Here is a 14,691-nt window from a genome sequence, read left to right on the forward strand (position 1 = left end):
GCTAAGCGCCCCGCCGCCAAGCGCGGGGCGAACTTTGGGATAATGCGCCATGGCCAAGCTATCCCCCGTCATCGCTCCCTCCATCCTTTCCGCCGACCTCGCCCGCCTGGGCGAGGACGTGCAGCGCGTCCTCGGCGCTGGCGCCGACTGGGTGCATTTCGACGTGATGGACAACCACTACGTCCCCAACCTCACCTTCGGACCGACCATCGCCGAAGCCTTGCGCAAGTACGGCGTGACCGCGCCGCTGGACGTGCACCTGATGGTGGAGCCGGTGGACGCCCTGGCGCAGTCGTTCGCCAAGGCCGGTGCCAGTCTCATCAGCTTCCACCCGGAGGCCACCCGCCACATCGACCGCAGCTTGCAGGCGATCAAGGCGGCCGGCTGCCAGAGCGGCCTGGTGTTCAACCCGGCGACGCCGCTGGACTGCCTCAAGCACGTGCTCGACAAGGTCGATCTGGTGCTGATCATGTCGGTCAACCCCGGCTTTGGCGGCCAGAGCTTCATTCCCGAGGCGCTCAACAAGCTGCGTGCGGCGCGGGCGCTCATCGACGCTCATCAGGACGCCAGCGGCCGCGAGATCCGTCTGGAGATCGACGGCGGTGTGAAGATCGACAACATCCGCGAGATCGCCGCCGCCGGTGCCGACACCTTCGTCGCCGGCTCGGCGATTTTCGGCGCTGGCGACTACGCTGCTACCATCCGCGCCATGCGTGAAGAGATCGCCAAGGCCTGAACATGAACCCGCGCCCGCCCCTGCGTGCCGCGCGCCCTTGCTGGCGATGGTGAACCTGCGTCCGATCCCCAACTGATCCGATCTGCCCGTTCACCGCGCGCCAAGCGGCGCGCCGCCCAGAAAGACATGCCCACACAACACCTGATCGCCCTCACCCGGGAACTGCCCGGCGACCTCGACACGCCGGTCGGCGCCTATCTCAAGCTCGCCAACGAGCCCTACAGCTACCTGCTGGAATCCATGCAGGGCGGCGAGCAATGGGGCCGCTACTCCTTCATCGGCCTCGCCTGCCGCGAGGTGATCCGTGTCTACAACCGCCGGGTCAGCATCCAGCGCGACGGCGAGACGGTGTTCGAGGACGAAGTCGCCGATCCGCTCGCCTTCATCCGCGAACAAGTCGCGGCGGTACGCGCGCCGCTGCCCGGCGCGCTGCGCTTCACCGGCGGCTGGGTCGGCTACTTCGGCTTCGAAACCGTGCGCTATGTCGAGCCCAAGCTCGACCACGATCTGCCCGACCCGGTCGGCACGCCGGACATCCTGCTGATGCGCTCCGACGAGGTGGTGGTGTTCGACACCCTGCGCGCCAGCATCACCCTGGTGGTGCACGTCGCCGACAGCGCCGAGGCCCGCGCCGCCGGCGAACGCCGGCTCGATCAATTGCAGGAACGTCTGGCCGCGCCTCTGCTCGCCAGCCGGGCGCCGGTGAACGGCCCTGCCGAGGACCTGCCCTTTGTCTCGACCATGGGCGAGACCGCGTTCAAGGCCGCCGTGCAGCGGATCAAGGACTACACCGCCGCCGGCGACGTGATGCAGGTGGTGCCGGCACACCGGCTGTCGGCGCCGTTCAGCACCGATCCGGTGCAGCTCTACCGCGCCATCCGCCGGCTCAACCCCTCGCCCTATCTCTACTGCCTCAATCTCGGCGACCACCAGGTGGTCGGCTCCAGCCCGGAGATTCTGGTGCGGGTGCAGGACGGCCTCGCCACCGTGCGTCCCATCGCCGGCACCCGCAAGCGCGGCGCCACGCCGGAGCAGGACCGCGCGCTGGAAGCCGAGCTGCTCGCCGACCCCAAGGAGATCGCCGAGCACCTGATGCTGATCGACCTCGGCCGCAACGACATCGGCCGGGTCGCCGAGACCGGTAGCGTCAGGCTCACCGACAAGATGGCGATCGAGCGCTACAGCCACGTCATGCACATCGTCAGCAATGTCACCGGCCAGCTCAAGACCGGGGTCGATGCGCTCGACGCGCTGGCGGCGACCTTCCCGGCCGGCACGCTCAGCGGCGCGCCGAAGGTGCGGGCGATGGAGATCATCCAGGAGCTGGAACCACACAAGCGCGGCATCTACGGCGGCGCGGTCGGCTATCTCGGCTGGTGCGGCAACATGGACATGGCCATCGCCATCCGCACCGCCGTCATCAAGGACGGCCAGATCCACGTCCAGGCCGGCGCTGGCGTGGTCGCTGATTCCGATCCGGCTTCGGAATGGGAAGAGACCATGAACAAGGCCAGGGCGATGATGCGCGCCGCTGCACAGGCGGCCGTCAGCTAAGCGCCGCGACGACCCCTCCGGCGCTGCGCGCCACCTCCCCTACTCGCGTAGGGGAGGCAACATCGGCCTTGCCGCGTCAGCAAGAGTTTCAATAGACCCGCTATTGCGCACTCCTGCTTCCTTGCACTGCCCCCAAGCACTTGGCCTCGGCGCGGCTTGCCGGTGGCCAGCCGCGTTAAGCCGAGTGCGCCTTCCGCCGCAGCAAGGTTCTAATGGGCGACAGGCCCTAGTCGTCGCGCATCTCCAGATTGCGGTTGATGCCCAGCGCCAGCAGGGTGCCGACGGCGCCGGAGAGCAGGTAGAGGCCGACGTAGCCGACCCCGAAATGCGCAGCGATGAACAAGGCCACCAGCGGCGCGAAAGCTGCGCCCACCAGCCAGGCCAGGTCGGAGGTGACCACCGCGCCGCTGTAGCGGTAGCGGCTGGGGAAGGTGGAATTGATCGCGCCCGCCGCCTGCGCGTGCGAAAACCCGAGCAGCACGAAGCCGCCGAGCACGAACAGCAGCGCGCCGAGCACGCTGCCGTGCAGGAAGGCCGGCAGCAGGCCGGCCAGGCTGAACAGCGCGATCAGGCCGGCACCCACCGCCAGCGTCGCGCGCCGGCCGATGCGGTCGGCGATCTGGCCGGACAGCAGCATGCTGACCATGCACAGCACCGCGCCGAACATCTGCACGATCAGGCAGTCGATCACCGATTGATCGCTGAACAGCGTCACCCAGGACAGCGGGAACACGGTGACCAGATGGAACAGCGCGAAGCTCGCCAGCGGCGCGAAGGCGCCGAGCAGGATGCTGGCGCGCTGCGTGCGGAACAGATCCGCCAGCGGTGAAGGCTCCAGCTCGCGGGTCTGCAGCAGGGCGGTGAACTCCGGCGTCACCACCAGCCGCAGGCGGGCAAACAGCGCCACCACATTGATGGCGAAGGCGACGCAGAAGGGATAGCGCCAGCCCCATTCCAGGAAGTCCTTGGGCGACAGCGCCGACACCAGATAGGCGAACAGACCGGCGGCGATGAAGAAGCCGATGGGGCCGCCGAGCTGGGGGATCATCGCGTACCAGCCACGACGGTTCTCCGGGGCATTGAGCGCCAGCAGCGAAGGCAGGCCATCCCAGCTACCGGCGATGCCGACGCCCTGGGCCATGCGGAACAGGCCGAGCAGCAGGATCGAGTACTCGCCCAGCGTCGCGTAGCCGGGCAGGAAGGCGATGCCGGCGGTGGCAGTGCCGAGGATGAACAAGGCCACCGTCAGACGGGTGCCACGTCCGTAGCGGGTGTGCAGCACCCGGAACAGCAGCGAGCCGAGCGGACGGGCGACGAAGGCCAGCGAGAACACCGCGAAGGCGTAGAAGGTGCCGGTCTGGGCGTCCACGAAGGGAAAGAACACCGAGGGGAACACCAGCACGGCGGCGATGCCGAACACGAAGAAGTCGAACATCTCCGACAGCCGTCCGATGACCACGCCGATGGCGATCTCGCCGGGAGCGACGCGGTGGGCCGGCGCCTGGGCGTCAGCGCCAGGAACATCCAGGGTGTGCGGTGCGGCGGTCGACATGGGAAGGTACCTGTGGCCGTGAGGAGGCTGGCGGCATTTTAGGGCCAGCCTCAGGACGGAAAGCAGGGGTGGGACAAAACGTCCAATCGCGCCACCGGAATCCCGCGCCTACAGTCGTCGGCGGAGCCTCTCCGTGCGACTGAATTCCGCCATGTACGCCCGCCGTGCCTACAGCTTACTGACGCTGCCGCTGGTCTTCCTGCTTGCCGGCTGCGACGCCGTGGTGATGTCGCCTTCCGGCGACATTGCCATGCAGCAACGCGACCTGATCGTCGTCTCCACGGTGCTGATGCTGCTGATCGTGGTGCCGGTGATGCTGCTGACCGGCTTCTTTGCCTGGCACTACCGCCAGTCCAACAAGAAGGCGACCTACGATCCCGACTGGCACCACTCCACGCAGCTGGAGCTGGTGATCTGGTCGGCGCCGCTGCTGATCATCATCGCGCTCGGTGCGGTGACGTGGATCACCACCCACACCCTCGACCCCTACCGCAAGCTCGACCGCCTCGACGCCAGCCGGCCGATCCCGGCAGACGTGCAACCGCTGAAGGTGCAGGTGGTCGCGCTGGACTGGAAATGGCTGTTCATCTACCCCGACTACGGGGTCGCCAGCGTCAATGAAATGGCGGCGCCGGTGGACGTGCCGATCGAGTTCCAGATCACCGGCTCGACGGTGATGAACGCCTTCTACGTGCCGGCGCTGGCCGGGATGATCTACGCCATGCCAGGCATGCAGACGCAGCTCCATGCCGTCATCAACAAGGCCGGCGACTACCAGGGCTTTTCCGCCAACTACAGCGGCGCCGGCTTCTCGCACATGCGCTTCACCTTCAAGGGCCTGGACGGCGCCGGCTTCGACCAGTGGGTCGCCGGCGTGCGCGCCAGCCCGGCTGCACTCGGCCGCGAGGAGTACCTGAAGCTGGAGCGGCCCAGCGAGCGCGAGCCGGTGCGCCACTACGGCCAGACCATGGTCGGCCTCTACGACGCCATCCTCAATCTCTGCGTCGAGCCGACCAAGATGTGCATGCGCGACATGATGGCGATTGACGCCAAGGGCGGCCTCGGGCTGGCCAGCGTCTACAACGTCTCGCGCCTGAGCTACGACGCCGAGCGCCGGCGCGGCGTGCTGCCGCAGCCGCCCGCCGAATACGTCACCGCGCTGTGCGCGGCCGCCCCCGAGGTGATGCTGTCGCCGGCCTCGCCGCCGAGCTACGGCCTGAGCCGCCTCGCTCCCTGATCCAAAGACGCGCCGAGACGACCATGCAAACCCCGACGCCAGAACGCTCCGAGCTGATGCAGACCCTGTTCGGTCGCTTGAGCTTGGACGCCATCCCGTACCACGAGCCCATCCTGCTCGCCACCTTCGCGGTCACCGCGCTGATCGGCCTGGCGCTGGTGGTCTGGATCACCCGCGCCCGCGCCTGGGGCTGGCTGTGGCGCGACTGGTTCTGCTCGATCGACCACAAGAAGATCGGCGTGATGTACATGATCCTGGCGCTGGTGATGCTGCTGCGCGGCTTCGCCGACGCGATCATGATGCGCCTGCAGCAGGCGATGGCCTTCGGCGATGCCATGGGCTACCTGCCGCCGCACCACTACGACCAGATCTTCACCGCCCACGGCGTGATCATGATCTTCTTCGTCGCCATGCCCTTCGTCACTGGCCTGATGAACTACGTGGTGCCCTTGCAGATCGGCGCCCGTGACGTGGCGTTTCCCTTCCTCAACAACTTCAGCTTCTGGATGACCGTGGTCGGCGCGCTGCTGGTGATGACCTCGCTGTTCATCGGCGAGTTCTCCACCGCCGGCTGGCTGGCCTACCCACCGCTCTCGGGGGCGGACTACAGCCCCGGCGTGGGCATGGACTACTACATCTGGGCATTGCAGATAGCCGGTGTAGGAACCCTGCTCTCCGGCGTCAATCTCATCGTCACCATCGTCAAGATGCGCGCGCCGGGCATGACGCTGATGAAGATGCCGGTGTTCACCTGGACCTCGCTGTGCACCAACGTGCTGATCGTCGCCGCCTTCCCGGTGCTGACGGCGGTGCTGGTGCTGCTGTCGCTGGACCGCTACGCCGACACCAACTTCTTCACCAACGACTTCGGCGGCAACCCGATGATGTACGTGAACCTGATCTGGATCTGGGGCCACCCGGAGGTCTACATCCTGATCCTGCCGCTGTTCGGCGTGTTCTCGGAAGTCGTCTCCACCTTCAGCGGCAAGCGTCTGTTCGGCTACACCTCGATGGTCTACGCGACGGTGGTCATCACCATCCTCTCCTACCTGGTGTGGCTGCACCACTTCTTCACCATGGGCTCCGGCGCGAGTGTGAACTCGTTCTTCGGCATCACCACGATGATCATCTCCATCCCCACCGGGGCGAAGATGTTCAACTGGCTGTTCACCATGTATCGCGGCCGCATCCGCTTCGAGCTGCCGATGCTGTGGACCATGGGCTTCATGTTCACCTTCGTCATCGGCGGCATGACCGGCGTGCTGCTGGCGGTGCCGCCGGCCGACTTCGTGCTGCACAACTCGCTGTTCCTGATCGCCCACTTCCACAACGTCATCATCGGCGGCGTGGTGTTCGGTGTGTTCGCGGGCATCAGTTACTGGTTCCCGAAGGTGTTCGGCTATCACCTCGACAAGTTCTGGGGCAAGGTCAGCTTCTGGTGCTGGCAGATCGGCTTCCTGTTCGCCTTCATGCCGCTCTACGTGCTGGGTCTGATGGGCGTGACCCGCCGGGTCAGCCACTTCGAGGACCCGAGCCTGCAACCCTGGTTCATCGCCGCCGCTTTCGGCGCGGTGCTGGTCGGCGCCGGCATCCTCGCCTCGCTGATCCAGTTCTACGTCAGCTACAAGCGCCGCGCGGAACTGCGGGTGGTGGGCGGCGATCCCTGGGATGCCCGCACCCTGGAATGGTCCACCTCCTCGCCGCCGCCGGAATACAACTTCGCCTTCACCCCGCGCGTGCACGAGGTCGATGCCTGGTGGGACATGAAGCGCAACGGCTATGTGCGGCCTACCAGCGGCTTCCTCGCCATCCACATGCCCAAGGGCACCGCCGCCGGCATCACCCTCGCCGGCATCAGCCTGGTGTTCGGCTTCGCGATGATCTGGCACATCTGGTGGCTGGCCGGGCTGTCGTTCGCGGGCCTGATCGGCGCCGCGATTGCCCACACCTTCAACTACGACCGCGACTACCACATCCCCGCCGATGAGGTGACTCGCAGCGAAGACGCCTATACCCGCGCACTCGCGGCCCAGGAGGCCTGATCCATGAGCGCTACCGCACACGCGCCGACGCTGGCCGGCGACGCCAGCCGCTTCTATCTGCGCGAGGAGCATCACCCGCAGAACGGCACCCTGCTCGGCTTCTGGCTGTACCTGATGAGCGACTGCCTGATCTTCGCGGTGCTGTTCGCGATGTACGGCGTGGTCGGCAGCAACTACGCCGCCGGCCCGGCGCCCAAGGATCTGTTCGACCTGGAACTGGTCGCGCTCAATACCGCGATGCTGCTGTTCTCCTCGATCACCTATGGCTTCGCCATGCTGGAGATGGCACGCAACCGCGTGCGCCCAACGCTGATCTGGCTGGCGATCACCGGCCTGTTCGGCCTCGCCTTCCTGGGCATCGAACTCTACGAGTTCCACCATCTCATCCACGAAGGTGCGGGGCCGCAGCGCAGCGCCTTTCTATCGGCGTTCTTCACCCTGGTCGGCACCCACGGCCTGCACGTCAGCTTCGGCATCGTCTGGCTGGTGGTGCTGATGGCCCAGGTGAAGAAGCATGGCCTGACCGGCGCCAACCGCCGGCGGCTGTCCTGCCTGTCGCTGTTCTGGCATTTCCTCGACGTCATCTGGATCGGCGTCTTCACCTACGTCTACCTGATGGGAGTGCTGCGATGAGCTCTGCGAATGCCCACAACCACCACGAAGCCCTGGTCCACGGCCACGACGAGCACCACGACGACGGCGCCGCCCATGGCAGCTTCAAGAGCTACATGATCGGCTTCCTGCTGTCGGTGCTGCTGACCGCGATTCCGTTCTGGCTGGTGATGGGCGAGGTGCTGCCCAGCAAGCTGGCCACCACCGCGATCATCCTTGGCTTCGCGCTGGTGCAGATCGTCGTGCACATGGTGTTCTTCCTGCACATGAACACCAGTTCCGAAGGCGGCTGGAACATGCTGGCGCTGATCTTCACCCTGGTGCTGGTTGTCATCACCCTGGCCGGCTCGCTGTGGGTCATGTTCCACATGAACGCGAACATGATGCCGGCCTCGGTGCACGAAATGCGCAACCTGCCCTGATGTCCGGCGACGGCCGCCGCAGGCCGCTACCGGCGGCGCCATTGGCGCTGCTGGTGCTGCTCGCCGTCGCCGTCCTGCTCGGCCTGCTGGCACTGGGACACTGGCAGCTCGAACGCCGGGTCTGGAAGCTGGCTCTGATCGAGCGCGTGCAACGGCAACTGGCGGCGGCGCCGGTACCAGCGCCGGCACCCGCCGACTGGCCCGGCCTGTCGGCGCAGGACGAATACCGCCGCGTCGAGGTCGAAGGCGAGTTCCTGCACGCGCGTGAAACCTGCACCCAGGCGGTGACCGTGCGCGGCCCCGGCTGTTGGGTGATGACGCCGCTGCGCACCCCGGCGGGCTGGATGCTGCTCATCAATCGCGGCTTCGTCGATGCCGAGCACCGAGACCCCGCGACGCGCCCCGAGGGTCAGATCACCGGCACGGTGCAGCTATCCGGCCTGCTGCGGCTCAGCGAACCCGGCGGTGGCTTCCTGCGCCACAACCGGCCGGCCGAAAACCGCTGGTACTCGCGCGACGTCGCCGCCATCGCCGAGGCCCGGGCCTTGCAAGACGCGCCGGTGGCGCCGTACTTCATCGACGCCGAGACCTCGGTCGCCGGCGGGCCGGTCGGCGGCCTGACGGTGCTCAAGTTCCGCAACAGCCACCTGGTCTACGCCCTGACCTGGTTCGGGCTGGCGGCCATGGTTTTGGCCGCCCTGGCGCTGCTGCTGCGCCAGGAATGGCGGCTGCGAAGACGCCGCACTTGAGCTCCCGGAGCTGGCCGGGAGCCGCCCGCGACATCGCTGCTAGGATGCGCGCCATGTCCACGGCCCGGCCCTCCAACCGCAGCTTTTCGCTGCTCGATTCGCTCGGCGAGACCGCCAGCCAGCAGAACGCGATGCTGCTGATCCAGCTGCGCTGGCTGGCGGTCTTCGGCCAGGCCGCCACCATCGTCTTCAGCACCTTGCAGTTCGACCTGCAACTGCCCCTGCCGCCGATGTTCGCGGTGATCGGCGGCCTGGTACTGCTGAACCTGTTCAGCATGCTGCGGCCGCGCCAGGCCGGCGAGGTGCGCAATGGCGACCTGCTGCTGGGTCTGCTGCTGGACATCAGCGCCCTCACCGCCCTGCTCTATTTCAGCGGCGGCGCCACCAATCCTTTCGTCTTCCTCTACCTGTTGCAGCTGACGCTGGCGGCGATCCTGCTCGAAGCCTGGTCGACCTGGCTGCTGGTCGCCTATGCCTGCCTGTGCTTCGCGGTGCTGACCCGCCACTACCTGCCTCTGAGCCTGGCCAGCAGCGACCCCGCCCGCCTGTTCCAGCTGCACGTCTACGGCATGCTGGTCTGCTTCGTGCTCGACGTGCTGCTGCTGGTGCTGTTCCTCGGCCGCATCAACGCCAACTTGCGCCGCCGCGACGCCCGGCTTGCCGACCTGCGCCAGCACGCCGCCGAGGAGGATCACATCGTGCGCATGGGTCTGCTCGCCTCCGGCGCCGCCCACGAGCTGGGCACGCCGCTGTCCACCCTGGCGGTGATCCTCGGCGACTGGCGGCATCTGCCGGAGTTCCGCGACCAGCCGGAGCGCCTGCAGGAACTCGAGGAGATGGACGCCGAGCTGCGCCGCTGCAAGAGCATCGTCAGCGGCATCCTGCTGTCGGCCGGCGAAGCGCGCGGCGAGGCGGTGAGCCTGACCACGGTCGCCGGCTTTCTCGACGAGCTGGTCACCGAGTGGCGGCGCCTGCACCCACAGACCGAGCTGGCGTACAGCATCGAGTCGCCGCTCGACGAGGCCGCGTTCCGACGCAGCCCCATCGTCTCCGACACCGCGCTGCGGCAGGTGCTGTTCAACGTGCTGGACAACGCCCAGGAAGCCTCGCCGGCCTGGGTCGGCCTCCGGGTCCGCTGCCAGGACGGACGGCTCGGCCTGCGCGTCGAGGATCACGGCCCGGGCTTCCCCGCCGAGATGCTGGCGCGGCTGGGCAAGCCCTACCAGTCCAGCAAGGGCCGGCCGGGCAGCGGCCTGGGCCTGTTCTTGGTGGTCAACGTGCTGCGCAAGCTGGGTGGCACGGTGGATGCCGCCAACGCCGAGACCGGCGGCGCGGTGGTGCGGCTGGAACTGCCGCTTGCCGCGCTCAGCCTGGGGGACGCACATGAGCATGGCGGCTGAGCGGCTGCTGCTGATTGTCGAGGACGACGAGGCCTTCGCCCGCACCCTGCGGCGTTCGTTCGAGCGGCGCGGCTATGCGGTGCTCGGCGCGGCCTCGCTGGAAGCGGTCAGCGGCCTGCTACAGGAAGCCCGCCCCAGCCATGCGGTAGTCGATCTCAAGCTCGGCAAGGAGTCGGGCCTGGCGGTGGTGCGCTATCTGCACGAGCGCGACCCGGACTTGCTAATCGTGGTGCTGACCGGCTTCGCCAGCATCGCCACCGCCGTCGAGGCGATCAAGCTGGGCGCCTGCAACTATCTGGTGAAGCCGGCCAACACCGACGACATCGAAGCCGCCTTCGGCGGTGAATCGCTGCCCGAGCCGGCGGAGGCGCCGATGACCGCCCGCGCCACCTCGATCAAGACCCTGGAGATGGAGCGCATCCACGAGGTGCTGGCGGAGACCGGCTTCAACATCTCGGAGACCGCCCGCCGCCTGGGCATGCACCGCCGCACCCTGGCCCGCAAACTGGCCAAGCGCTGGGTGCCCTGAGTCGGCGCCCTTGCCCCGGGGCAAGGGCGCGTCCGGCCAATCAGAAGTCGAGGTTGAGGCGCGCGCCCCAGATGCGCGGCGGCGCCAGCGACTCCTGGCGGCCGAAGTCGGTCATGAACACGCCGGCGTTGTAGCGCTCGTCGGTGAGGTTCTCGCCGAACACGGTCAGCCGCAGGCCGGCGCGCCGCAGCAGATAGCTGACCCGCGCATTCACCAGCGCATAGGCCGGCTCGTAGCTGTCCGGCTTGGACTGCGCCTCGGTGGGGGTGTTCTGCGCCAGGTAGTAGAAGCCGGAGTTGTAGTAGTAGTCGCCGGCCACCTCCAGGCTGCCGCCGGGCACCTTGAAGCTCTGGCTGACGGTGGCGGCGGCGGTGAAGTCCGGCACCCGCACGATCTGGTTGCCACTGAAGTCATGGCAGCTCGACAGGCTGGCGTCGTAGTTGCCGTTGTTGTCGCGGCAATCGCTCTGGTAGGCGATGCCCTGCTGGTTGAAGCCACGGCCGTTCTCGTAGTCGCGGTACTTGGCATCCAGCCAGCTGGCGCTGCCGCCGAGCTTCAGGCCTGGGTTGAGGCGCGGCAGCGGTCGCCAGGCCAGCTCGGCCTCGACGCCGCGGATACGGGCCTTGCCGGCGTTCTCCAGATTGACCGCGCCACCGGAAGTGAAGGACATGAAGCCGGTCTGCTGGTTGCGGATGTCGTTCTGGAACACCGCAGCATTGAAGCGCAGGCTGTTGTTGAACCACTCCGACTTCAGGCCGAGTTCGTAGGCGGTGACTTCCTCCGGCTGCACGAAGCTGGGCTGGGCGAAGATGTTGATGACGTTGTAGGTACCGCTCTTGTAGCCGCCCTGGTAGGAGGCATAGAGCAGCAGATCGCGCGCCGGGTGTACGTCCAGCGACAGCTTGGGCGAGAAGTTGCGGGTCTTGGATTCATCCGGCGAAAACGAATAGGCCTTGCCGATGCCGCCGTCCAGGGTGCCCAGACCAACGTCGGAGCGCACCAGCGTACGGCTCTCCCGCTGCCAGCGGCCGCCCACCGTCAGGTTCAGCCAGTCGGTGAGGCTGGCGGTGCTTTGCAGATAGGCCGAGTAGGACTTGGTCTGGGCGGTGCCGAAGAAGTAGAAGGTCAGACTTTCGGGGATGATCGCGCCGCCGAGCAGTCCATCCACCGCATTCCGCAGCGGCCCCGGCAAGGCCGCGATCAGCCCCGGCAGCGGATTGACCAGCGTATCGAACAGGCGCAGGTAGCCGGGGTCGTAGCCACCAGTGCTTTGCAGGTAGTACAGGCCACCGACCCACTTCAGCCGGCTCGCCCCCCAGCTGTCTTCGTTGGAGGTGAACTGCAACTCAGCGGTGCTGGTGCGCTGGAACTCGCTGAGCGCGCCATAGCTGGCAATCGGCTGCTCGCTGCCGTCGAAGTCGTAGTTGTAGTCGTGGGCGTTGACGTAGGAATGGCTGGCCAGCAGCTTGGTGTCGATGCCCGGATTGCGCCAGTTGAGGATGCCGTAATAGGCGCGGGTATCGAAGGTCAGCGAGGGCTCGGAGTTGGCGGTCGCCACGTAGTCGCGGGTCTCCGGCTGCAAGGTGGCACCGAAGACATTGCTCGGCTCGACATTGGCCGACACCGTGGTCGAGGTGCCGCTCTGCTGCGCGACCAGCCCGGTCAGCACCAGATCGAGATCGTCGCTGAAGTTGAAACCCAGCTTCAGCCGCGCGCCGCGATTGACCTCGGCCGGCAGCCTGTGATCGGTGCCGTTGTCCAGGGTGTAGTAGCTGTCGCGGTGCTGGTAATAGCCGGACACGCTGGCCGCGAACACTTCCCCGAACGGCAGGTTGACGTAGGCGCGGGTGCGGCTGTCGTTGAAGCTGGCGTAGCTGCTCTCGACCGAGGTCTCGAACCTGCGGCCCGGCTGCTTGGTCCAGATCGACACCGCGCCGCCGGTGGCGTTGCGGCCGAACAAGGTGCCCTGCGGCCCCTTGAGCACCTCGACGCGCTCGACGGCGCCGAAGGCCTGTCCCAGGCTATGACCCGAGGGCAGATAGACGCCGTCGAGATAGGTCGCCACGCTCGGCTCGGCCGAGGGGATGAAGATGTCGGTGCCGATGCCGCGCAGCGACATCATGTTGTAGCCACCGAGATCGCTGACCTGGAAGCCGGGGATCGCCAGGCTGAGGTCGCGGATGTTCTGGATGCCACGCGCTTCCAGCTGCGCCGCCGAGAAGCTGGCGACCGCGACCGGCACGTCCTGCAGCAACTCGCTGCGCTTGCGAGCGGTGACCACCACCTCTTCCAGCCGGTTGAGGTTTTCCGGGGCCGGCTCTGCGGTGGTGACCACCGGGATCGTCGGCAGCGGCGCGGGCTCGGCAGGCGCCTCCTGCGCCCAGCTGCCGGGGCCCAGCAACAGCCCTAGCGCGACGGCCGCCCAGCGCCCACGACCACCCAGCTCCTCAGCCATTTCAATCGCCTCCCTGCTTTTCAAGAGGCGCTTTATCCGCGAACAGCCCGCGAATGTAAAAGAACATTTTTGTTGCTTTTTATGCCGGTTCGGCCCGGCGATTTCCTACCGCCCCTTGCGCGCGGGCTCCCCTGGCGCAGCCAGCTCCGCCGTCGCCCGGGACCGCGCCGAATCGGGCGCGCCGGCTCACTGCCCCCAGCGCAGGCTCAGCGTGACCAGACCGGCGAGTTCATTCACGTGCAGGAGCTGCAGATCCAGGCCCTGCCAGAGTCCAGACGGACCCGCAGCCTCCCAGGACAGGCCGGCCAGCCAGCCGTGGGTCCGGTACTCCACGTCCAGCGGACGGCCGTTGAGACGCACCTCGGTCTCGTTGCCCAGCGAGAAATGCCCGCCAGCGCGCAGCGACAGGGCACTGCCAGGCCAGCTCCAGCGGTAGGCCAGCGTCGGCGCCAGCCCGAAGCCGCTGGCCGGTGCGTGATCGGCCACCGACTGCGCCAGGGTGGTGGGCGTCAAGGCGGCGGAACTCAGGCGCAGATCCAGGTCGTCGATGTAGCTGAGCGCGACTTCCAGCTGCCAGGGCGCGCTGAGGCCGTAGCCGATACGCAGAAAGCCCGCCGGGGCGGCGCGATCCAGCTTGTCGACCTGGCCACCGTAACCTTCCTGCGCCAGCTCGCGCCGCAGGCCTTCGCGGTCCTGCGTGCTCAGCAAGGCGCCCACGCCCACCGTGAACTGCACCCCGGAGCGGCGGTCGGCCGACAGGAAGGTCATCGGCGGCGGCGGCCCGCCCGGAGCCGGCGCCCGGGGCCGGGTACCGACCAGGGGCTCGGCCGGATACGGAGACCGGTAGGCTTCCACCGGCAGCATCGCCGGCGCGGCGGGCGTCGCCGCCACCGGCACCGTCGCCGGTTGCGGCCCGGCGTAATGCGCGAGGTACTTGTGCTTGAGGTAGCCCTCGGTGCCGCCGGGCGTGCGCAGGCGCACGAACTCGCCCTCCTGGCGCAGCACCACCGCCGGCTCGCCCTTGTTGAGCACGCCCACGATCACACTGCCCAGATCGGGTCGCTCGCGGACATTGATCATCAGCTTGGCCTGCGGCGGCGGGGCCTGCGCGAACACCGCGCCAGGCACTGTCGCCAGCACCAGCAGCCAGCCCCCACGCAGCGGCAGGGGTTTGGTAGGTAAGCTCATTGCATCGGACTCCGAGAAAACACCCGTCCGCTCACGAGGAGAACGGCGAAAAAAGCCCCGGCGCTTGCCGACGGGGAGGCTAGAACATCGACGCCAGGACCGCCCCAAGCAGCAAGCCGAGGACAAAAGTCCATAAAGCCCAGCGGTAGCGGCTGCGGAGGCGGTGGTTACCGAAACGGTCGACGCGGTAGAGATCGGACATGTGGCGGAATGTG

General features: G+C 67.5%; 13 protein-coding genes. 9 read left to right on the forward strand and 4 right to left on the reverse strand.

The window, feature by feature from the left end; all coding sequences use genetic code 11:
• The first annotated feature begins 49 nt into the window (after positions 1–49).
• Complete coding sequence (gene rpe / locus ED208_RS01735; RefSeq protein ID WP_123210127.1) at positions 50–736, forward strand: ribulose-phosphate 3-epimerase; 687 nt, start codon at positions 50–52, stop codon at positions 734–736.
• A gap of 126 nt (positions 737–862) precedes the next feature.
• The gene (gene trpE / locus ED208_RS01740; RefSeq protein ID WP_123210128.1) at positions 863–2,290 is read left to right on the forward strand and encodes an anthranilate synthase component I; all 1,428 of its coding nucleotides are present in this window, start codon (positions 863–865) and stop codon (positions 2,288–2,290) included.
• A 226-nt stretch (positions 2,291–2,516) separates the two neighbouring features.
• On the opposite strand, the gene ED208_RS01745 is transcribed toward trpE, so the two are convergent.
• On the reverse strand, positions 2,517–3,842 hold the full coding sequence (locus tag ED208_RS01745; RefSeq protein WP_123210129.1) for an MFS transporter: 1,326 nt from the start codon (positions 3,840–3,842) through the stop codon (positions 2,517–2,519).
• Between the two features lie 151 nt (positions 3,843–3,993).
• Between ED208_RS01745 and cyoA the strand changes: the two genes are divergently transcribed.
• Genes cyoA through ED208_RS01780 form a run of 7 tightly spaced genes read left to right on the forward strand, consistent with a single transcriptional unit; the run spans position 3,994 to position 10,833 of the window.
• On the forward strand, positions 3,994–5,079 hold the full coding sequence (cyoA, locus tag ED208_RS01750; protein ID WP_123210130.1) for a ubiquinol oxidase subunit II: 1,086 nt from the start codon (positions 3,994–3,996) through the stop codon (positions 5,077–5,079).
• 23 nt (positions 5,080–5,102) lie between these two features.
• Positions 5,103–7,121 carry a cytochrome o ubiquinol oxidase subunit I gene (gene cyoB, locus ED208_RS01755; protein ID WP_123210131.1) on the forward strand — a complete coding sequence of 673 codons (2,019 nt, stop codon included), beginning with the start codon at positions 5,103–5,105 and terminating at the stop codon, positions 7,119–7,121.
• 3 nt (positions 7,122–7,124) lie between these two features.
• Positions 7,125–7,754, forward strand: a complete 630-nt coding sequence (gene cyoC / locus ED208_RS01760) for a cytochrome o ubiquinol oxidase subunit III (RefSeq protein WP_123210132.1) — start codon at positions 7,125–7,127, stop codon at positions 7,752–7,754.
• Complete coding sequence (cyoD, locus tag ED208_RS01765; protein WP_123210133.1) at positions 7,751–8,155, forward strand: cytochrome o ubiquinol oxidase subunit IV; 405 nt, start codon at positions 7,751–7,753, stop codon at positions 8,153–8,155. Before cyoC ends, cyoD begins: the two co-directional genes overlap by 4 nt.
• Complete coding sequence (locus tag ED208_RS01770) at positions 8,155–8,904, forward strand: SURF1 family protein (protein ID WP_123210134.1); 750 nt, start codon at positions 8,155–8,157, stop codon at positions 8,902–8,904. The genes cyoD and ED208_RS01770 overlap by 1 nt, the downstream gene beginning before the upstream one ends.
• A gap of 53 nt (positions 8,905–8,957) precedes the next feature.
• Entirely contained in the window at positions 8,958–10,304 is a 1,347-nt protein-coding gene (locus tag ED208_RS01775) for an ATP-binding protein (RefSeq protein WP_233574745.1), read from the forward strand.
• Positions 10,294–10,833 (forward strand): response regulator transcription factor, encoded by a 540-nt coding sequence (locus ED208_RS01780; RefSeq protein WP_123210681.1) that lies wholly within the window; start codon positions 10,294–10,296, stop codon positions 10,831–10,833. Before ED208_RS01775 ends, ED208_RS01780 begins: the two co-directional genes overlap by 11 nt.
• 40 nt (positions 10,834–10,873) lie before the next feature.
• Here ED208_RS01780 and ED208_RS01785 read toward each other — a convergent pair whose 3' ends face one another.
• The 3 genes from ED208_RS01785 to ED208_RS17660 form a co-directional block, all read right to left on the reverse strand.
• Positions 10,874–13,288 carry a TonB-dependent receptor gene (locus tag ED208_RS01785; RefSeq protein WP_123210136.1) on the reverse strand — a complete coding sequence of 805 codons (2,415 nt, stop codon included), beginning with the start codon at positions 13,286–13,288 and terminating at the stop codon, positions 10,874–10,876.
• A 186-nt stretch (positions 13,289–13,474) separates the two neighbouring features.
• Positions 13,475–14,476, reverse strand: a complete 1,002-nt coding sequence (locus ED208_RS01790; protein ID WP_123210137.1) for an SH3 domain-containing protein — start codon at positions 14,474–14,476, stop codon at positions 13,475–13,477.
• Positions 14,477–14,555: 79 nt separating this feature from the next.
• Positions 14,556–14,678, reverse strand: coding sequence for a hypothetical protein (locus ED208_RS17660; protein ID WP_267897937.1), 123 nt, complete (start codon positions 14,676–14,678; stop codon positions 14,556–14,558).
• Positions 14,679–14,691 lie beyond the last annotated feature (13 nt).

The organism is Stagnimonas aquatica (genome assembly GCF_003730135.1).
Lineage (GTDB): Bacteria > Pseudomonadota > Gammaproteobacteria > Nevskiales > Nevskiaceae > Stagnimonas > Stagnimonas aquatica.